At 61.2% G+C, this 20,585-nt stretch carries 16 protein-coding genes; 13 read left to right on the forward strand and 3 right to left on the reverse strand.

Translation table 11 applies throughout. The annotated features are described in order from the left end of the window. Positions 1 to 3 precede the first annotated feature (3 nt). The 13 genes from rfbA to QTI68_RS14065 all read left to right on the forward strand — a co-directional run bounded on the left by rfbA (position 4) and on the right by QTI68_RS14065 (position 15,393). Positions 4 to 891 carry a glucose-1-phosphate thymidylyltransferase RfbA gene (gene rfbA / locus QTI68_RS14005; RefSeq protein WP_286522120.1) on the forward strand — a complete coding sequence of 296 codons (888 nt, stop codon included), beginning with the start codon at positions 4 to 6 and terminating at the stop codon, positions 889 to 891. Further along, on the forward strand, positions 888 to 1,436 hold the full coding sequence (gene rfbC / locus QTI68_RS14010) for a dTDP-4-dehydrorhamnose 3,5-epimerase (protein WP_286522122.1): 549 nt from the start codon (positions 888 to 890) through the stop codon (positions 1,434 to 1,436). The genes rfbA and rfbC overlap by 4 nt, the downstream gene beginning before the upstream one ends. A 57-nt stretch (positions 1,437 to 1,493) precedes the next feature. Continuing rightward, positions 1,494 to 2,918, forward strand: a complete 1,425-nt coding sequence (locus QTI68_RS14015) for a UbiA family prenyltransferase (RefSeq protein ID WP_286522123.1) — start codon at positions 1,494 to 1,496, stop codon at positions 2,916 to 2,918. Further along, positions 2,918 to 4,237, forward strand: coding sequence for an FAD-binding oxidoreductase (locus QTI68_RS14020; protein WP_286522124.1), 1,320 nt, complete (start codon positions 2,918 to 2,920; stop codon positions 4,235 to 4,237). The genes QTI68_RS14015 and QTI68_RS14020 overlap by 1 nt, the downstream gene beginning before the upstream one ends. 11 nt (positions 4,238 to 4,248) lie before the next feature. Continuing rightward, on the forward strand, positions 4,249 to 4,998 hold the full coding sequence (locus QTI68_RS14025) for an SDR family oxidoreductase (RefSeq protein ID WP_286522125.1): 750 nt from the start codon (positions 4,249 to 4,251) through the stop codon (positions 4,996 to 4,998). An 83-nt stretch (positions 4,999 to 5,081) separates the two neighbouring features. Continuing rightward, a complete protein-coding gene (locus QTI68_RS14030) occupies positions 5,082 to 6,875 on the forward strand; it encodes a hypothetical protein (RefSeq protein ID WP_286522126.1) in 1,794 nt (597 codons plus the stop codon). Further along, the gene (locus QTI68_RS14035) at positions 6,872 to 7,819 is read left to right on the forward strand and encodes an NAD-dependent epimerase/dehydratase family protein (RefSeq protein ID WP_286522282.1); all 948 of its coding nucleotides are present in this window, start codon (positions 6,872 to 6,874) and stop codon (positions 7,817 to 7,819) included. The genes QTI68_RS14030 and QTI68_RS14035 overlap by 4 nt, the downstream gene beginning before the upstream one ends. Before the next feature lies 1 nt (position 7,820). Then, entirely contained in the window at positions 7,821 to 9,152 is a 1,332-nt protein-coding gene (locus tag QTI68_RS14040) for an NAD(P)/FAD-dependent oxidoreductase (RefSeq protein ID WP_286522127.1), read from the forward strand. Further along, entirely contained in the window at positions 9,149 to 9,550 is a 402-nt protein-coding gene (locus QTI68_RS14045; RefSeq protein WP_286522128.1) for a GtrA family protein, read from the forward strand. The genes QTI68_RS14040 and QTI68_RS14045 overlap by 4 nt, the downstream gene beginning before the upstream one ends. Further along, positions 9,547 to 10,545 (forward strand): lysylphosphatidylglycerol synthase transmembrane domain-containing protein, encoded by a 999-nt coding sequence (locus QTI68_RS14050; RefSeq protein ID WP_286522130.1) that lies wholly within the window; start codon positions 9,547 to 9,549, stop codon positions 10,543 to 10,545. Before QTI68_RS14045 ends, QTI68_RS14050 begins: the two co-directional genes overlap by 4 nt. Before the next feature lie 120 nt (positions 10,546 to 10,665). Further along, positions 10,666 to 12,561 carry a glycosyltransferase gene (locus QTI68_RS14055; protein ID WP_286522132.1) on the forward strand — a complete coding sequence of 632 codons (1,896 nt, stop codon included), beginning with the start codon at positions 10,666 to 10,668 and terminating at the stop codon, positions 12,559 to 12,561. Beyond that, a complete protein-coding gene (locus QTI68_RS14060; RefSeq protein WP_286522134.1) occupies positions 12,548 to 14,530 on the forward strand; it encodes a glycosyltransferase in 1,983 nt (660 codons plus the stop codon). The genes QTI68_RS14055 and QTI68_RS14060 overlap by 14 nt, the downstream gene beginning before the upstream one ends. Then, complete coding sequence (locus QTI68_RS14065; protein WP_286522135.1) at positions 14,527 to 15,393, forward strand: hypothetical protein; 867 nt, start codon at positions 14,527 to 14,529, stop codon at positions 15,391 to 15,393. Before QTI68_RS14060 ends, QTI68_RS14065 begins: the two co-directional genes overlap by 4 nt. Here QTI68_RS14065 and QTI68_RS14070 read toward each other — a convergent pair. From QTI68_RS14070 to QTI68_RS14080, 3 genes are all read right to left on the reverse strand, one after another. Next, positions 15,390 to 16,919: a hypothetical protein gene (locus QTI68_RS14070; RefSeq protein WP_286522137.1), complete on the reverse strand. Its 1,530-nt coding sequence runs from the start codon at positions 16,917 to 16,919 to the stop codon at positions 15,390 to 15,392. The two genes, QTI68_RS14065 and QTI68_RS14070, sit on opposite strands and share 4 nt — an antisense overlap. A 394-nt stretch (positions 16,920 to 17,313) precedes the next feature. Continuing rightward, complete coding sequence (locus tag QTI68_RS14075; protein WP_286522139.1) at positions 17,314 to 17,910, reverse strand: hypothetical protein; 597 nt, start codon at positions 17,908 to 17,910, stop codon at positions 17,314 to 17,316. A gap of 208 nt (positions 17,911 to 18,118) precedes the next feature. Continuing rightward, positions 18,119 to 20,584: an FkbM family methyltransferase gene (locus QTI68_RS14080; protein WP_286522142.1), complete on the reverse strand. Its 2,466-nt coding sequence runs from the start codon at positions 20,582 to 20,584 to the stop codon at positions 18,119 to 18,121. Position 20,585 lies beyond the last annotated feature (1 nt).

Raw genomic sequence — 20,585 nt, forward strand, 5'->3', positions numbered from 1 at the left:
AGAATGACCCAACGCAAAGGCATCATCCTGGCAGGCGGCTCCGGCACGCGGCTGCACCCGGCGACGCTGGCCATGAGCAAGCAACTCCTGCCGGTCTACGACAAGCCGATGATTTACTACCCGCTGAGCACCTTGATGCTGGGCGGCATGCGCGACATCCTGATCATCAGCACACCGCAGGACACGCCGCGCTTCCAGCAGCTGCTGGGGGACGGCAGCCAGTGGGGGATCAACCTGCAGTACGCGGTGCAGCCCAGTCCGGACGGCTTGGCGCAGGCCTTCATCATCGGAGAGAAGTTCCTCGGGAATTCAAGCAGTGCGCTGGTGCTCGGGGACAACATCTTCTATGGGCACGATCTCGTGCACCTGCTCTCCGATGCCGACGAGAAGGTCGCCGGCGCGACGGTGTTCGCCTACCACGTTCAGGATCCGGAGCGCTATGGCGTGGTGGCATTCGATGCCGACGGGAAGGCGAGCAGCATCGAGGAGAAGCCGTCCAATCCGAAGAGCAGCTACGCGGTCACAGGGCTGTATTTCTACGACAACCAGGTGGTTGGCATTGCCAAGGCCGTGAAGCCGAGCGCGCGTGGAGAACTGGAGATCACCGCGGTGAACCAGACGTACCTCGATGCCGGCAGTCTCAATGTCCAGATCATGCAGCGCGGCTACGCGTGGCTGGATACCGGCACGCACGAGAGCTTGCTGGAAGCGGGGCAGTTCATCGCGACGCTGGAGCATCGGCAGGGGCTGAAGATCGCTTGTCCCGAGGAGATCGCGTGGCGCAGAGGATACATAGACCGTGAGCAACTGACCCAGCTGGCGGCGGCACTGAACAAGAACAACTACGGCCGCTACCTCTCCCGTCTGCTGGAAGACAAGGTGCACTCATGAACGTGGTGCGCGCCTCGATTCCCGATGTGCTGGTTTTCGAGCCCAAGGTCTTCGGCGATGCCCGTGGTTTCTTTTGCGAGAGCTTCAACCAGAAGGTGTTCGATGAAGCCGTGGGCCGCCATGTGGAGTTCGTCCAGGACAATCATTCCCGGTCTGCGAGGGGTGTGCTGCGAGGGCTGCACTACCAGGTCCAGCAGACGCAGGGGAAGCTCGTTCGCGTCGTGCGAGGTTCGGTATTCGACGTCGCAGTCGACATCCGCCGTTCCTCGCCGACCTTCGGCGAGTGGGTTGGCGTGGAACTCAGCGAGGCGAACAACAGACAATTGTGGGTGCCGGAAGGCTTCGCCCACGGATTTCTCGTGACCAGCGAATCTGCAGATTTTCTGTACAAGACGACCGATTTCTATGCGCCGGCGCACGAGCGCGCGATCGTGTGGGACGACCCTCAACTGGCGATCGCGTGGCCCTTGCAAGGCGAGGCACCTAGCTTGTCTGCCAAGGACGCTGCCGGCGCCAGGTTCGACGTCGCGGAGACATTCGCTTGAACGCCCTTCGCGGTTTCGCCGCGATCGCCGTTCCGACGCTTCCGCGCCTGCTCTGACATGACGCGAACCATCGTCGTCGACCTGGACGGAACGCTGATTCGCTCCGATCTGCTGGTCGAGAGCATCTTTCTTTTCTTGCGCAAGCACCCCGTGCGCTTTCTCAACATTTTCGTCTGGCTGTTCAAGGGCAAGGCCCACTTCAAGCGGCGAATCGCAGATGCCGTGTTGCCGGACGTGCACACGCTGCCTTACAACGAGCCCCTGCTCGCGTGGCTGAAGGCGAGGAAGGCGGAGGGCGCGGTCTTGGTGCTGGCGACAGCTTCGGACCTGCGCCTGGCCCAGAGGGTGGCCGCTCACGTGGCAATCTTCGACGAGGTGCTCGGGACAGAGGATCGCAACCTGGCCGCGAGGCACAAGCGCGACGCGCTGATCGGCCGTTTCGGACAGGGGGCCTTCGAATATGTGGGCAACTCCGGCGCCGATGTCGCGGTCTGGGAGGCCGCGACATTGACCCACGTCGCCAATCCGGATCGAGGCGTGCTGGTGCGTGCGCGTCGGCTCGGACGCATGGGCGAATTGTTCGACGACCGCGCCGGGTATCTGGGCGTGCTGCGCCGAGCGTTGCGAATGCACCAATGGGCCAAGAACTTGCTCGTGTTCGTGCCTTTGCTCGCCGTGCACAGGCTGACCGAACTGCCGTTGTTGCTGGATGCCACGCTGGCCTTCCTGTGCTTCGGAGCTTGCGCGTCGAGTGTGTACCTGCTCAACGATCTGCTTGATCTGGAAGACGATCGCCAACACCGGACCAAGCGCTTCCGGCCCCTCGCCGCAGGCGCATACCCCATCGCGCACGCGATGCTCTTGATGCCGGCCTTGCTGCTGGTTGCGTTCGGCGTCGCGTTGCTGTGCTTGCCGCTAGCGTTCTCGGTCGTGCTGTTGGGTTACTACGCGCTGACGCTGGCCTATTCACTATGGCTCAAGCGCATGGTGATGGTCGATGTGGTGGCGCTGGCCATGCTCTATACGGTGCGCGTTGTCGCTGGCACCGCAGCGATCTCCGTGCCGACGACCTTCTGGATCCTGGCGTTCTGCATGTTCATCTTCCTGAGTCTGGCCTTCGTCAAGCGATACACCGAACTGCACGAAGCGAAGGTCAAGGGCAATACCGACCAGGCGACGCCGGGTCGAGGCTACATGGCGAACGACTTCGAATTGTTGGCCTCGCTGGGGGGGGCCGCAGGCTATGTGGCTGTGCTCGTGCTGGCTCTCTACATCAACGACAGTGCGGCGCAGGTCTTGTACGCGCACCCCGAGCGCATGTGGGTGACCTGCCCGCTGCTGCTCTTCTGGCTGAGCCGTGTATGGCTGCTGGCGCACCGCGGTCAGATGAACGACGATCCGATCGTGTTCGCCTTGCGCGACCGAGTGAGCCGCTGGGTCGGCGTCGCCTTCGCGCTGGCATTCATGCTGGCGGCGCACTGATGTCCCTGAAACTCGAGTCGTGGGGCCGCTTCCCCAAGCACCCGCAAGTGGCGCACCCCGTGCACTGGCCTGCGGACGTGGAGAGCGGTTTGGCCTCCATCTCGACATTGGGCTCGGGCGGCGGCATCGCCTATGGGAAAGGACGCAGCTATGGCGACTCGTGCATGGCGGAATCCGACCATGTGCTTGCCATGGATGCCATGGACCGCGTCCTGGCCGTGGATTGGCAGACCGGCCGGATCACGGCCCAGGCGGGGCTGACGCTGGATGCGTTGATTCGCTTCGCCCTGCCGCGCGGTTGGTTCCTGCCGGTCACCCCCGGTACCAAGTTCGTGACTCTCGGCGGCGCGGTTGCCAACGATGTGCATGGGAAGAACCATCACGTGATGGGGACGTTCGGGCGCCATGTTAGGCGCCTGACGATGTATCGGTCCAGCGAAGGCGTCGTCGAATGTTCCATGCAGTCCAATGCCCCGCTGTTCGCGGCCACCGTGGGTGGGCTCGGGCTGACGGGCGTCCTGCTGTCCGTGGAGCTTCAACTGCGCCGGGTTGCATCCAGTCGCGTCGCGCAACGCAGCATCAAGTTTGGCGACCTTGACGCATTCTTCGAACTGGCGACGCAGCACGACGCACAACACGAATATGCAGTCGCCTGGGTGGATTGCCTTGCCACCGGAAGCCGGGCAGGACGCGGCCACTACATCGTCGGCGACCACGCCGACGACGGCAACCTGGAGATTGCCTCGGCCCGGCCCCGGCGCATGCCGATCGATCCTCCGTTTTCACTGGTCAACACGCTCAGTCTGCGAGCGTTCAACGCGCTGTACTACCATCGCCAGCGCGCGATGGAAGCGAGCGCCACGGTCGGCTACGACCCGTTCTTCTATCCACTCGACAAGGTGTTGCACTGGAACCGGATCTACGGCCGTGCCGGCTTCCAGCAATACCAGTGCGTGGTGCCGCGTGCGCACGCACGGGAGGCTGTGCGCAGCGTGCTTCGCGAGATTGCCCGCAGCGGCACCGGATCGTTTCTGGCCGTGCTCAAGCAATGCGGCGACATCGCGTCGCCGGGCCTGCTTTCCTTTCCCCTGCCTGGCACCTCGCTTGCTCTCGATTTCGCGCAGCACGATCGCGCCAACGAGCGCCTGTTCGCCAGTCTCGATGCGATCGTGCACGAGGCGGGCGGGCGACTCTATCCGGCCAAGGATGCGCACATGAGTGCACGGCACTTCCGGGGCGCCTACCCAGCGTGGGAGCAAGTCGAGGCATTGCGCGACCCGAAGCTGATGTCGCGCTTCTGGCGGCGCGTCGCCGGCTGACCCAAAAACCTATGACCATCAAGAAAAACATCCTCATCATCGGTGCGACCTCCGGCATGGCGGAGGCCGTCGCGCGCCGCTACGCAAGTGCGGGCGGTCGCTTTGTGCTGGTGGCGCGAGACGCCGCGAAACTCGACGCGATCGCCGTCGACCTCCTTGCGCGCGGTGCCGGCCAGGCGGGCGCTGTCGTGTGGGAGGCGAGTGACAATTCGGCGGTTGCGGCGTTCGTTGCAGCCGCATGGAAGGAACTGGGTTCGATCGACCTCGCCTTGATCGCACACGGCTCCTTGCCTGACCAGGAGCGCGCCGCCAACGATCTCGGCTATGCCGTGGATCAGTTGCGAATCAATGGCGAGAGTGCGATCGTCTGCATGCTTGCATTGGCCGGACATTTCGAAGCGCAGGGCAGCGGCACCTTGGCCGTGATCGGCTCGGTTGCGGGCGATCGTGGTCGACCCAGCAACTTCGTGTACGGCGCGGCCAAGGCCGCGGTGGAGGCTTGCGCTTCCGGTTTGCGCGCCCGACTCGCAAAGCGCGGGGCCCACTTGTTGCTCATCAAGCCCGGCTTCGTCGCGACGGCGATGACGGCGCGTCTGGACTTGCCTGTGCGATTGACGGTCACGCCCGATCGCGTCGCCGCGGACATCGAGCGCGCGGTCTCGCGTGGGCGCGATGTGCTCTATACGCCCTGGTTCTGGGCCTGGATCATGCGGATCATTCGTGCGATTCCCGGCGGAATCTTCAAACGCCTGAGCCTGTGAAGCTCCAGACAGTCAGCCTCCGACGCGATCGCGATCTGCGGTGGGGCGTTCTCTGCCTTCAGTTTCTCGCTTTCGCAGTCGCCTTGTTCGGGGCCAAGCTGTGGCTGATTCGTGTCTATGCCAACGGAACGCCGTATTGGGATCAATGGGATGCCGAAGCCCGGTTGTTCGAGAGGCTGCTGAACGGCGACTGGGCATGGGATCGTTGGTTGTCGGCTCACAACGAGCACCGGATTCTCACAACGCGCATGCTCGCCGTCGCGCTGCTCTACCTCAACCAGTTGTGGAGCCCCTTGATGGAGATGGTCGTCAATGCGGGCCTGCACGTCCTGGCGCTCGCCACCTTGGTGTGGCTGCTCGGCAAGGCGACCGGCCGAACGGGCATTTCGGCCATGCTGTTGTTCACGCTGACGATCTTCGCCGTGCCATATGCATGGGAAAACACGATCACCGGGTTTCAGGGCCAGTTCTACTTCCTGCTCTTGTTCAGCGTGCTGTCGATCTGGTGGCTGGTCACGGCGGCCCCGCTGAGCAACCCATGGTGGGGTGGGGTAGCGATGGCGGTGATCGCCTATTTTTCATTCGCTTCGGGCGCGTTCGCGCCGGCCGCTGCGCTGGCAACGGTCGCTGCCCGATGCTGCCTCGTGACGCATCGCGGCCGGCGCGAGTGGGTTGCCCTGCTGCTCTTGCTCGCGCTGTTTGCTGCCTGCGTCCTCAGCGTGCCGCGCGTGGCCGAGCACGGCGCACTCAGGGCCGCTAATGTGCAGCAGTTCGCTCGCGCCGCGAATGCGGCCCTGGCGTGGCCAGCGATGCACCACACCGGTCCGGCAGCTCTGGTTCGGAATCTGCCTTGGATTCTGTTGACCGTATCCGTGTTCCGGCAGCGCGCTGCAGCGAACGACCCGAGATGGTTCCTGGTCGCGATGGGGGTCTGGTTGGCAGGACAGACGGTGGCCATCGCATTCGGCAGGGCGTCCGATGTCATGGTCTCTCGCTACCTCGACCTCCATTCGATCGGGCTGCTGATCAATTTCGCGGCACTGCTCACGCTGATGGCGGGGATGAAGACACGCGCGCGCGTCGGCGCGGTGCTGATGGCGGCCTGCTGGCTCGCGTTCTTCGTGAATGCGTTGATGGCGCAGATGGACACCATCCTGGCCAACGCCGCCGGCAAGCGTGCCGGTGCGGTCAAGCAGGAAGTGAACCTGGTGCGATATCTTCGAACCGACGATGAAACAGCAGCCAAGGCGTTGCCGTTCTTCGAACTGCCGTACTACGACGCAGGTGGCCTGATACGCATTCTCGAATCGCCGGTCGTTCGGTCGTTTCTGCCGATGAATCTGCAGACGCCGTTGGTGCCCGTGGCGGTGGAGCATGCGGGGGGTCAGGCCTTTACCCGCGGAGGTGTCTATCCGGGGACGCTCGACTGCGGCTGCGTCGCGCTCGGAAGCTATGGCTCTGCGGGCGATGCGCAGATCGGCGAGGTTGCCGTTCACTACGGGGCCCGCCCCAACGCCGGCCAGCGCGAGACGATGCAGGTCAAAGTGGCAGGCTACCCTTCGCGAGCGGGCCGCCTCGAGGTCGTGCAGGATGGCGTCGTCAAGCCACTCCGCCTGCGCGAGGACCCGGGCGAGAAGTGGGCGGCACTGTATTTTGAAGTGAAGCCCGGGCCATTCGCGCTTCGTGCCGTCGACAGCAGCCCGTCGAGCTGGATGGCGGTGGGCGACCCTGTGAGAAGCGGGAGATTCGATGCGCTGATCGATCGGCTGCTTGCCCTGGCCGAACGATTCCTGGCCTTGGGCGCTGTGCTTGCGTGTCTTGCCCTCATATGCGCGTCCTCGACGACAAGTCGGGAATCGCCGGATCAAACAACATGAATCAACTCCTCGAAAAAAAAATCGTGCTGCCGGGCGGTGCCGGCCTGGTTGGTCAGAACCTCGTGGCTCGTCTGCGCGAGCGCGGCTATTCGAACATCGTCGTGATCGACAAGCATCGCGCGAACCTCCAAGTTCTGCAGCAGTCGCAGCCGGATGTCGTCGCCGAGTATGCCGATCTGGCCAGCCCGGGCGAATGGCGGCGGCACTTCGCGGACGCCGATGTGGTCGTCATGCTTCAGGCCCAGATCGGCGGCATCGACTATCAGGAGTTCGTGGACAACAACATGACGTCCACCCAACTCATCCTGGATGAAATCAAGCGCAACGGGGTTGCCCGGTTGATTCACATCAGTTCCTCGGTCGTCGAATCCGCTGCCGACGATTTCTACACGAACACCAAGAAGGACCAGGAGCGCATGGTGCGCAGCAGTGGCATCGAATGCCCGATCCTCCGGCCCACGCTCATGTTCGGCTGGTTCGACAGAAAGCACCTTGGATGGCTGTCGCGCTTCATGGCGAAGGTCCCGGTGTTTCCGGTGCCGGGCGATGGGCGCTTCATGCGGCAGCCGCTCTACGTGGGCGATTTCTGCAATGTGATCATCAGCTGCATCGAGAACGAGGTCCTTCAAGGCACCTTCAATATCTCCGGCCATGAACAGGTCGACTACATCGACATCATTCGCGAAATCAAGCGTGTCACGCATGCCAGGGCACGGATCGTCAAGATTCCATACAACCTTTTTTATGCGCTCCTGTGGGTCTGGGCCCTGTTCGACCGCAGTCCGCCTTTCACCACGCAGCAATTGCAGGCGCTGGTCGCGCGAGACGAGTTCGAGGTGATCGACTGGCCAGGCATTTTCGGCATTCGGAGCACGCCCTTCTCGAAGGCGATCGAAGAGACCTTCACCCATCCGGTCTACAGCCACATTGCGTTGGAATTCTGAGATGACACAGCCTTCTTCACCCCCTTCGCAGCGCGTCGCCGTCCTGGGGGCGGGCCCCATGGGCCTCGCAGTGGCCTACCAGCTCGTGCTCGACGGCCATCGACCGGTGGTCTTCGAAGCAGACGACCGGGTCGGCGGCATGACGGCTGCGTTTGATTTCAGCGGCCTGCAGATTGAACGCTACTACCATTTTCATTGCATCTCCGACGCCGCGTTCCTGCAAGTCCTGAACGAACTCGGGTTGAGTTCAAAGATGCATTGGGTCGCTACCAAGATGGGCTATTGGTATCAGGGCCGCTTGCAGCCCTGGGGCAATCCCATGGCCCTCCTGAGGTTCAAGGGCTTGGGGTGGATTGCGAAGTTTCGCTATGGGTTGCATGCCTTTCTATCGACCAAGCGAGATGACTGGAAGCCGCTCGATCATGTCGATGCGGTTGGCTGGATCAAGCGCTGGGTAGGCGCCGAGGCCTACGAAGTGCTGTGGCGACGCCTCTTCGAGTACAAGTTCTACGACTACAGCAGCAACCTCTCCGCCGCGTGGATCTGGAGCCGCATTCGGCGCATCGGCAGATCCCGCTACAACTTGTTCAAGGAAAAGCTCGGCTACCTCGAAGGCGGTTCCCAGACACTGCTCGACGCGCTGAAGGCGGCCATCGAGGCCAAAGGCGGGGAGATTCGGTTGTCGTCCCCTGTGTCGAGGGTGGTGATCGAGGAGGGATGCGTGCGCGGGCTGCAGACCGCCTCCGGACTCGAGAGTTTCGACAAGGTGGTCAGCACGGTTCCCTTGCCCTATGTTCCACGCCTCGTGCCTGACCTCCCCGCACCGATTCTCGAGCGCTTCGCCGCCTTGAAGAACATTGCGGTCGTCTGCGTGATCGCCAAGCTGCGCAAGCCTCTCACGGAGAATTTCTGGCTGAACATCAACGACCCGGAAATGGACATTCCGGGACTGGTCGAATACAGCAACCTCCGGCCGCTGGATCCGCATGTGCTCTACGTGCCGTTCTACATGCCCGGCGAGCATCCGAAGTATCGAGACACGGACGAGATCTTCTTGTCCAAGGTGAGGTCCTATTGCATGAAGATCAACCCGGCGTTGACCGAGGATGATTTCGTGGACATGCGGGCCAGCCGCTATCGCTTCGCGCAGCCGATCTGCGAGCCGGGCTATCTGGATCGCCTGCCGCCTGCCGCCCTGCCGGTGCCGGGCCTGTGGGTTGCAGATACCTCGCACTACTACCCCGAAGATCGAGGCATCTCGGAGAGCATCGGTTTCGGCCGCCTTCTTGCTCGTTCCGCTGCGGCGGCCAAACTGGCGGATTCCCCAACGTGACGAGCGTCTTGCCGAACTCTCAGTTCATTCGCTTTCTTCTGGCCGGAGGGCTGGCGGCGGCGGCCAACTACGGCTCGCGCTTCGTCTTCAGTCTGTGGCTGGGCTACGGCGTCGCCATCGTGCTGGCCTACCTGGTGGGGATGCTGGTGGCGTTCGTCCTGATGCGACATCACGTCTTCTCGGGGCGCGGGGGTGCCCTCACTCCGCAAGTGCTCAAGTTTGCAGCCGTCAACGTGTTGGCCGTGCTGCAGACGCTGATCATCAGTCTTCTGCTGGCTCGCTGGCTGCTGCCACTCTTGGGGGTGGTCGATCACGTGGAGGCCATCGGCCACCTTGTGGGCGTGGCCGTGCCGGCGGTGACGAGCTATTTTGGCCATCGGATGCTGACCTTTCGATGAGTGCAGGCGAGAGCAATCCGCGAACACCGCCATCGCGCGACCTGCTTGGCCCGCAGTTCGTGCGTCGCCTGGTGTTCTTCGTGCTTGCCGGCGCGGCCCTCTATCTCGGCGCCGCGCTGTGGAGCGGCCGTGCCGAGATCTTGCAGGCGCTCGGATTGCTCGGAGTGCCGGCGATGCTCGCGGCCGCTGGTGTGGCGAGCATCAGTTTCTTCATGCGCTTTGCCCGTTGGCATGCCGCGCTGTCCTGGATGGGCAGCCGCGTGCCGGTCGCGGCCAACCTCACCATCTATCTATCGGGGCTCGCCCTCACTGCCTCCCCAGGCAAAGTCGGCGAAACCATTCGTTCAGTGCTGCTTGCGCCCCGGGGAGTGCCCGTGTCCCGAAGCCTCGCGGCTTTTCTTGCCGACAGGCTGTCGGACGTGCTGGGCGTTTGCCTGCTGGGTGCGTTCGCCGGGTGGTTGGGCCATTCGCGATTCAACTATGCAGGCTGGGCGCTGGTCGTTCTCCTCGTGGCCTGTTTCCTCATTCGGTGTTTAGCGCTGCATCCCCCCGTGCTCGAGCGCTGCGCCACACTGATCGGACTCATTGGCCGGAGACCCGGAAGACTGCTGTCGGAGGCCATCTTGCAATGGGCGCGGCTCTGGTCATTTCGGAATGCGGCGCTCTTTGCCTTCCTGGCTGCCTGTGCCTACGGCGTCCAGGCCTTGGTCTTCGCTTGGATCTGCGACGGCGTCGGCATCGCGTTGCCGCTTTCACGCGCCGTGGAAATCTACGTCAACGCGACGCTTCTGGGAGCGGCCAGCATGGTGCCGGGAGGGCTGGGAGCGATGGAGGCCTCATTGGTGATCCAACTGGTCGACCACGGCACGTCTCATTCGACGGCTGTCGCAGCGGCCATCGCAGTTCGCCTTGTCACGCTTTGGTTTGCGATTCTGATGGGGCTCGGGTGCTTGGCCCGGGTGACATCTGAGATGATGTTGACCGGCAAGGATTGAGCAAGATGTTGACGGGAAAAGTGTGTCTGTTTGCATCACTTTAATATTCGATAGTGGGGCGGCAAACAGGCGAACAGGGCGCTGCCCGATCGAGATCAGACGATGAAATAAGGTTGAGGGATGAACGACAAATCGAAGGGCGACGAACTTGGCACCGACCAGGAACAATCGTCGGACAACAACCTCGCACGCAAAGGCCGAATTCTGGCGCAGGTGGGCCGGTCGTGCGATGTGCCTGGCCTGCCTCTCCAGGAAGCACTCGCTGTCGCACAGGAAAGTCTAGTGAAGGTGCGGGAGGCGTTGCGAGTCGAGGAGGGGCGATGGGTGGCAGCTCCCCGGCGAACCGAACCCGGCCGGGAGGACGAACTGGAGCAGCGACTGGCGGGATTGATGGTCACCTACGAGGCTCTCCTGGTGCAGCAAGGTGATGTCGATCGGCTGCGCGCCGACCTTCGGGACCTACGCCAGCAACTGCATGCCACCTTGAGCTCCCATAGTTGGCGCTTGACTGCTCCGTTGCGCCTCTTCGTGGCGCGCCATCCCCAGGTGACGGCCCGGTTGCGCGACTTCGTGTCAAGGCACCCGCGTCTGCGCGCTGGTGCAGCCCGTGTGGCGCGGGTCGGATGGCGACTCCTGACACAGCGGCGCTTGCGCGCGGGCCCGCCCCCGGGCGGAGCGGGCCCCGCGGCGCCGGCACTCCAATCGCTTCCGGTCTTGACGACGTCCAAGATCGTTTTGATCGGCGAGGAAGGTCGTCGGGGGGTGACCTCGCTGCCCCGCGGCTCCGGTACGCGAGTTCTTTGCGTTGGGCACGTGCTGCCCTATCCGCCTCGCGCCGGCAACGAATATCGCATTCATAGAATGCTGAGCTGGCTGGCACATCGTGGTCATGACGTGCTCCTCGTGGTGTGCCCGTTGCCCAACGAAATGCCGACGGACAGCCAAATTGCCGAGGCGGCTGCGGTCTACCCCGGATTGATCGTTTGTGGACGGGATGGTGCGATCCGACACAACCTGTCTGAAGCATCGGAGATGGTGCGATCGATCGACGGATTTCGCACGCGTGACCTCACCAGCTTGTTGAAGGAAGATGGTCGGATTACCCGGCGCGACAGCGATTTGCTGGGCATCATGCGGACCTTCTGCCCGGATGTCTTGGTCGAACTTCTGCGCAAGCTGGATGCCGCCTATCGGCCTGACGTCCTTTTGGCTGAGTATGTGTTCATGACGCGGTCGTTTGCGGTCCTGAATCCTGAGCTGCCGAAGATCGTGGACACGCACGACGTCTTGTCGACGAAGGCGAGCAAGGTCGGCCAATTCGGCATTTCGGACGGCCTGTCGTTGAGCCAGGAGGAAGAAGCGAAGCTTTTGAACAGGGCTAACATCGTCATTGGCATCCAGCCGCAGGAAACGCTCGATCTTGCACGCATGACTTCGCATCCGAAGGTCATCAATGCCGGCGTTGACTTTCCGGTTGATCGTGCGTTTCGCGCGCCTTCAGCGCCGTCAGTGGTTTTGCTCGTCGCTTCCAACAATGCGATGAATGCCAAGGGTTTGCGCGATTTTCTTCGCTTCTCGTGGCCGCTCATTCGGCGCCGGGTGCCGGAGGCGGAGTTTCGCGTCGTGGGTGACGTGGGACGGTCCGTGGGCATCGTTCCCGACGGCGTGCACATACTCGGAAGGCTCGACGACCTCGAGGCGGCCTACACCGAGGCCGGCGTGGTCATCAACCCAATGGTCGCCGGGACCGGGCTGAAGATCAAGACTGTCGAGGCGCTCTCCTTCCTGCGGCCCCTCGTCACTTTTCCCGCAGGCGTCGATGGTGTCGACGAAGCGGCCGCACCTTTCTGCAATGTTGCCACGGACTGGTATGGCTTCGCCCAGCATGTGGCGCGCCTGCTCGCGTCACCACCTTCGGCGTCGACGCTGACCGAGCATGGCGTGGCGCTCGCAAAAGCCCTGTCCCCTGGGGTCGTTTACTCACAACTTGCCGACGTTCTCGATGAAATCAAATGATGCGCACGGCGGTGCCGTTTTGAATGCTCCGGTGGACGTGCGGAGCTATGACGTCTTCGCTGACCTTTCGGGCTTGGCGCCTGACCAGAAGCTGGTCGCTCACCATGTCACTCAACTCGTCCGTGTCTGCGGCTTTGATCTCGCATCGTCTCGGATCAGCGCGGTACTGCCCGGTGGCGTCAACATTGGGAGCGAGTTCGCGCAGTGGGTATCGGACGGCGAGCCCGTGCCGGCATTTCTCCGCGCGGTCGAGCGGGCCGCGAGCGCGCGACGTCCGCTTCTGGTGGTCTTCGGTGCCGTCTTGCCGCGCAACGAGGTGATGCCGCCGTTGCTCGAGGCCTTGCAGGTCGATCCGCTCTTCGGCAGCGCGCAACCCAGATTCGCCAATGCGCTGACGGATGGGATATGCCCGCTGCCAGCGCGTTCCGGGCGTGTCGTCATGGAGGCCTGGAGTTCGCGTGCCGCGCTTTCCCGATTGCCCGCCGTGACCGTCACCGCTGAGTTGGCCGCCGGGTGCCTTCTGTTGCGCCGCGAAGTCATCGCCGCATGGGAGGCTTCGGAAGAAGTGGTCAGCGTGGTGGGGGCGCTCGCTTTGGGGCTGGTGCGCGCGCGGCGGCGCGGCTTCCGCAATGCGGTGGTCAATCACACTGTCGTGGCGCTGCCTCCAGTCGGAAGCCCCTCCCAGCATCCGTCGACGTCCACCCCGATGCATGACCTGGCGGCCGCCTACCCGAGCATTCCCGCCGACGATGCGACCTGCCTGATCGCGCTGTATCCGGACCATGCCCGTGCCGATGAGGAGAACGATCGGGAACCCCAGCGCAGGCTGGAATCGCTGTTGACGGCGGCCCATCCGGCCAATGGGGCGCCGCGACGACTCCTCGTCGACTGTCGCGGCCTGGCGCCGTGGCACAACGGAACATCCGAATGCATCTTGGGGCTGCTGGATGGAATGTCCGGACTGAAGACGCCCTGGGCCATCTACGTCCAGAGCGATGCCGAGGCAGCGGAGTTCCATCGCCTCTCGCAACGCTATCCGACGTTCGAGCACCAACACGGCCCGCTCAGCGGCCGCTTCGCTGCTGCGCTGGTCCCCAATCAGCCGTGGGCGCTGTTTCGGGTCGCAGAACTGCACCACCATGCGCTGGTGCTTGTGTTCAACATGCTCGACACCATCGCCTGGGACATTCTCTATCCCGCCGAAGCGGGGCTTCAGGCGGTGTGGCGTTTCGTTGCGCGCCATTCGGATGGCTTGTCCTACATCTCCGGCTTCACGCGCGATCGCTTTCGACAGCGATTCCCGGTGGAAGGCGGCGTCAAGGAGCGTGTGGTGCACCTGAGCTTCGCAGAGGAGGACCATGTATTGCCTGCGTGCCGCGATCTGCCGCCAGCCGATCACGTGCTGTTGTTCGGCAATGCCTATGACCACAAGGACGTAGAACGCACGCTGGCGATTCTTCTGGACGCTTTCCCCTTGCAGCAGGTCGTTGTGCTGGGAGGGCGCGAGTCGTCCTCGCCAAGGGTCAAGGTCATCCCGAGTGGCAAGGTATCCCATGAAGAAGTCCACCGCCTGATAGCGACCGCCCGGGCTGTCGTCTTCCCCTCGTTCTACGAAGGCTTCGGCCTGCCGGTGGTCGAGGCGCTGGCCTATGGACGTCCGGTGCTCGTCCGGGCGTCTGCTCTGTGGAGCGAGATCGCCGCGCACTCACGCCTGGCCGGTCGCATGGTGGCATTCGATGACACCGTCTCACTCGTCGAGGCCCTGGGCCGCGTCCTCGCGGAGCTTCCCGTGGACACCATTCCATCGGCGACAGCCCTGCGCGATGGCGAGTCGCCGGTCTCATGGCGCTCGTGCGCGGCGGAGTCGCTCGCTGTCGTCGACGCTTGCCTGTCGCAGGCCGAGGTTTCGCGCTGGATGGCCCGTGAAGAAGCGTTGCAGCTGGCTGGCCTTTCGGCAGAGCGAACATGAAGATCGTCACACTCCTTGCGCGCCATGGGGTCGCCAAGTACACCAATGCGGCAAGCGACATCGATGCCCTTTTTGCGCGTCGGATGCCCCACGCGGGCCATGAAACCGTAATCGTCGACAACGCGTTGCCAGTGGGACACGTGGAACCAGTGAGCGCCGGCGTGACCCTCATTGGTGGTTCCAACGCCGCGTGGGAATTCTCGGCCTGGGATAGCGCCGTTGCTTTCCTGGGCGAGCGGCTCCACGCCTACGATTTCGTGCATTTGGCGACCTCGGCCTTTCGCCAACTCTATGTCGCCTATCTTGAGCGCTTCGACACGCAAATGTTGCAGCTGGTCAACGGTCGTGCGGCGGCGGTGGGACACATCGACTACTACAACGATCCGGTCACCCTGCTCGGGCAGGCGTGCCAGTCGTGGCTTCGGACGTCTTTCGTTTTCCTGCCACCGGTGGAGATCGACATGTTGGGATCCTTTGTCAGTGTCACGGACAGGGAACGATTCTTCAGCGGCGATCCTGCCGCGCCGTTTCGCGTCGATGCCCCCATATCGGAAGGCTATCGCCAGAATATCTTGGGATGGCTGACCGGCGACGGCACCGACCAGGGGACAGAGTGGCATTCGCGCTTCTTGCTCACCACCGAGACGCTGTCGTTCTTCGAGAGCAAGACAATGGCGATTCTCAATGAGCAAATGCTCAGCAACCGCTTGCGCGCGCGAGGCTGCGCGACTGTAGATGCTACCTGGCTCGCGACACAGGTGAAATCGAAGAAGCACAGGGACGTGCTGGGTGCGATTCCGAATTGGCGCGCCCAGGTGACTTCGCGTGACGTCGACGCTGCGCCGGCAAGCGTGTTGGTCTAGGCTGCGGAAGTATCAATCGCACCGAGCAGCGAACACGCGCAGACCGGAGCTCGCGCAGCGTCGACAGGCGTGATGGCGCGCCGTCTGCGGGGCGCCAGAGCTGCGACAGCGATTGCTCGATCTCGCACGCGTTGTCGGTGGGCGGGCGCGTGCCCTTGTGGACGGCTACAAGTTACCCAGGAGCGCGGGCTCGCCGCTCCATGCGGTAGGTCCGATCGCAGACATAGTGCTCGTCGCCCTTTTTGCACGATTCTGACGTCTGTCACCGGGTCAACTGCCCTGATGTTCAACATATCTTCGAAGCCCACCATCTTGGCATCGGGATGGCCGAAATGGATGCCGACGTCCTCCCTGTTCGATTTATCAAGCGGGTAGATCAATGCACTGCCGTCTGGCGAAACCAAAGCGATAGAGACACCGTCGCTCTGGATCCCCTCTTTCGCCGAAATCATTGCCCAGCCCTTCAAACGGAGCAAGTCGGAATCGGTGCTGATGGGCCTGCCGTTGGGGTCGGCTTCGTTGACGTAATCAATGAAGCAATCCGGCGAAGACTTGTACTCTCCGAACTTGCCAACCTTGATCGGCTGTTGAAAGAGCATTGCATCGACGGCTTCGTTGGGCTCGATGCGCACACGGGACAGATGTACTTTGAAATCTCTTTTCCACAAGAAACCGAGCTCGCCTTGATCGAAAATTCGAATAGAGGTCGGTTTGTGCCCATAGAAATAGTCTTGCGCTACGACAGACTGCATTGCCATGAACTCCTTGCTGGTGGAGACCGTCGGTGACAGGAGAAAGGTGCTGCTGCCCATCTCGGCGACATATCGGTATTCAGCCTGCTTTCCGTTGTCGTAGGTGACGGCCATGCGCAGGGGCGTCGGCGCGAATGCAAGCGTTGCCAGCTTCCCCAGCCGCGTTGGCTGTATGTCGATGCTTGCCACGACTGCCCCGCTGACATCCGGTACATTGAACTCCTCCCCCAAGCGCCCAATGAAGCTGGATATGGGAACTTCGACCTGATCTCGATTCGAGTCGGTTGCCTTATCGAGTACGACATAATCGCTCGCCACGCCCGATGCCCGATATTTTGTCAGCAGCGTGATCCAAGTCTTTCCATCTTCCAGAGCTGGATACCGCCAGTCGATGGGTTCGATCTTGAAGAATACTCGATTCGTCCCCGCCGACACAAGCCGATCACTGTTCAGGATAGCAAGTGCCGGCGTATATGCCGAATAGCTTTGAAGGATCGGGCGAGGTGCCCATCGGATGCCGTTGGCGAACAACACGGAAAGGTTGGATGAGTAGAGGTCGGCAGCGCCCTCGGTGAGTGGAAGGGGGAATTTAGACTTGATTTCTGTGTTGGTTTGGGACAGTTTTTCATCGAGTTTTTGTCTGTTGGTCAAACGTATTCCAATCCCTCGAATAGGTTCCGCGACACCGTTCAAAAATCGGTTCACCAATGTCTGAGGGTTGACCGCGATGTAGTTGGCCGAAAGCACGGCCCAAGCGGCGATCGACACAATCAACAGTGCAAACGTTCGCAGCGAAGGTTCCACAGAAAAACGAAATAGCACAGATAAGCGAGCGCAAATCCGGCCGCGATCGCATGTGCGCGTGTCGAACAAATGCGCCCTTGAAATTGAGGAGCAACACGAGGGCGGCCGCGAGCAAGACAAACCAAGGAGTCCTTGTTCGGCCTTTCCAGATGGTAATAAGAAGCGCCAACGCGCATCCTATGTAGATGGCGATTTCGTATGTTGGTCCTTCCAACGACATCGCATCCGAGCATCCAGAAATGATTGGAAGCTGAGAGATAAAATAGCGCGGTAGACCGAGGATCGACTGTTGGCTTGTGCTCCATGCAATGAGCATCGTTGCTGCAAAAGCAGCCGTAGAAATTATTGTTAGTCGATGAGATTTTTACCAAATAAGTGGTAATGCAGCAGCCGTGCAAGCGAGCACGGCTGGCGTATAATTTCCTTTGATCAGCGGCATTAGACCGAGAGCGATCGCACCGACCATGATGATGAAACGCTCCGCGACTGCACTTGCTCGGTTCTTGACGCAGAACAACAGAAATAGCAGCGGGAAACACGTGAAGACTGGATCGAGTTGGTAGGACTGGCTGAGCAGCACTGGAAGCGCGAGAAGCCAGAGCACTCGCTGCTTGTCGCAAACGCCCCAGAAGACCAGGAAGACCGCGGCGGCGATGATCAACGACCCAATGATCATCATTGAGTCGGTCGCGGGGAAGTACTGATGCGTGGCAATCGACGCGAGGGGGCCATAGGTGAAAATGAGATCTCGTCCGAACTGAAGACCTTCGCCCACTGCAACGTTCATCGCATATGACCAAGACGAATCCAGATTGGCGACCGAAAACTGAGGCATGAAAGGAACGAGGGCCAGAATTGTCAGGGCGGCTGAAATGGCGATTGCGACGCCTCGTACACGGTCGCCGCGGTTGTGCGGCAAGAGGACTTGCGTTTGTGTGCCGAGTGCAGTGGTGGATGTCATGTTGGTTATTGTCGCGCGTCATCGGCGCGCAGCTATTTTGTCGCCGCGAACTCATGAATCGCCGGCGGTTTGAGGGGGCGCAACACGCTCAGAGGATTGAGCAATGAAGAAGTCAGGTCGAGCGACGACTACTGCATCGATCGATGGGGGGTGCGATCTGGCTTTTTGCCGAAGGTCGATAGTTGCAGCCACGTGCTGCGCACCGATGCTAAGCGCGCAGGCTGCACTTCAGCAGATCAGCCAGCGATGATTCAACGGCACTCAGAACGATTTTGGGGTCGGAGAAATCTTCGATGTTCGAAAAATAGTGATCCGGGCCGGCAGTGAACATCAGCTTGTAGCCGATTTCCTCCAGAAAGGACTTGATCCCCTGGTCTTTCTCGTAGATTTCTACCTGGGCCATGCATCGATTATTGGAAAGAATGCGCTTGCAGCCCTGAAGCGCCTGCAGTTCATGTCCCTCGATATCGATCTTCAGCGCAATTTGCTCGTCGGCGTACGAAAGAAGGCTGTCAAGGGCGACGCAGCGCACTCTTCTTTGCTCGCTGTAGATATCTTGCGAGTGAAAAGAGGTTTCGATCACGCCATTGTTTCCGGCCATCGGACGTGCCACGCCAAAAACCACCTCCCCATCCTTGTTCGACACCGCCAGAAAATGAGGCAAGACTCTGCCTTCCAGGCGATTGGCGTAGACGTTAAATTCAAGCTGCTGGTAAGCCGCTTCTTCGATTTCGAATGCGTGAATGGTCTCGATCGTCGGCACTTGGCTTGCAAGGATGCTGTACGCCCCAATGTTGGCCCCGACGTCGAAAATAATCCTGCTGCGGGCAAGGGCCACCAGCTTCAGAAAAAAGAACGGCTGAAAGGGCTCGTACTGGCAGGTCAGTTCGTTTCGCGCGGCAGACGGGATCGACCAAGCGAATCGCTTGAACATGGACCTCAGCGGAGAATGGGTGTGTAGTTCAGGCAATTTCGGCAGGGCATGATCGACGCCAAAAGGCGAGCCGTAGCGTGCACCGAGCCCGAGAATTGCCTTGTCATTTCCACCGGCTGAGTTATGCGAAGTCCAAAGGCCCTGTTCGTCGCATCCAGGCCATGGCTGCACCAGGTACGCAGGCCCTACGCGCCGGACCGTGCTGCCCGCCAACCATTCCATCCAATAAAGCCAGACGTCGTCTGCAAGCGGCGCCAACGCCGTGAACGTCGCCTGATCCAGCACATCGGGGTGAAGAGAACCAGGCGGGTAGAGAATGCCGCCCACGCCGGTAGGAAACAGATTGGGCGAAGATTCCTCGACCTCGGTTTGGAATTGCCAGCGCTTGTAGGGAAGCACTTCGCCGTTCTCGTCGAAGGCGACCCGATGAGCACGGCGGCAGAGTATTTCGTCGGAGCGCCGGTAGTTGGCGACCAGCGGCTCGATGACATCGAGGGGGTAGGCAGTGTCATCGTCCAGGGTGAGGATGAAGCTGGCGGGACTGGCCTTTAGCGCGGGAATGATCTTCTTGTAAGAACGAAGATCCTCGGTGACGCGAATGGACAAGCCACTTCGCTGCAAAGCCAGGACGCCTTGCGGAATCTGGTCCCTGTCCTCCTGCGCCACCCACAAGATCGTCTCGTCGGCCTGCACGCTCTGCTGCAGGATGCGGCGCAGTGTCAGCTCAAGGGTATTAAAGCGTTTCGGGTAGCTGGTGACCGAAACCAGGAGTTGGCCTGGCAATGAGTGCTTGTGGCGCGGTCGCTTCCGATAGATGTAGAAATCCGCGAACGACTCGTTCTGAGGGTCGCCATGGAGAGGGTAAGGGTTGGGAACATACCCGACTCGTTCGAAATCGGCATGATAGATTTCAATCCAGTCGGAAAATTTCCGGTGCTTGACATGCGACGCCGGCCAATCCGAATTCATGTTCGATGAGTAGATGATCACATAGCGATCGGCTGATGCAAATAGCCTCTGCATGTACTCATGGAAAACTTCATCTTCAATGAGATGGAAAATCACGTCAAGCGACAGCACGAGATCCGCACGCTCGAAGTCGTAAGCGGAAGAACTCAGAAAATTCTTGGTCGTGTCCTGCCCGAATTTTGATTTGCATAGCTCGATGCTCGCATCCGTAACGTCGAATCCGAGGTACGAGGGGTAATCCGCCAGCGCAAGCTGGGCGCCATCGCCGCAGCCAAATTCGATGACCGAGTCAATTCCATTTTCGCGAACGAAGGAATTTATTGTTTCAGCTTTGAACTGGGCCAATCTGCCGTAGGACCCTGCTCCTGAATTTCCCCCGGTGCGATATCGATCGGACCAGTATTTCGCACTGTCGAAAGATTGGCCAGCAGGCTCTGCGCGGAGCGGGTCGGGGGGACAGTGATATGATTTTTTCAGTACTTCCAGATGACCGGGGAAGAAGGAAAAGTACTGGTTGGAGTGACGTCCCTCTTTTTTTCCATACGAAAGATAATGCTCGAACGGATCCCCTCCTGCTTCCGCGACATCGGGGTACGCCGTCAAATACCAATTGCGATCGAAACCCAGCGCAGCTTCGTAGGCGGATTTCGTGGGATGGCGTCCCTCGGCGTTTCCGTACAAGCGGTAATGCTCCTGCGGCCCAGCGGCGAAGGATAAGACATCCGGGTAGGTGGTCACATACCAATCGAGATCGAAATCGGAGTTCGTCATA

Source organism: Variovorax sp. J31P207, from assembly GCF_030316965.1.
Taxonomy (GTDB): domain Bacteria; phylum Pseudomonadota; class Gammaproteobacteria; order Burkholderiales; family Burkholderiaceae_C; genus Variovorax; species Variovorax ginsengisoli_B.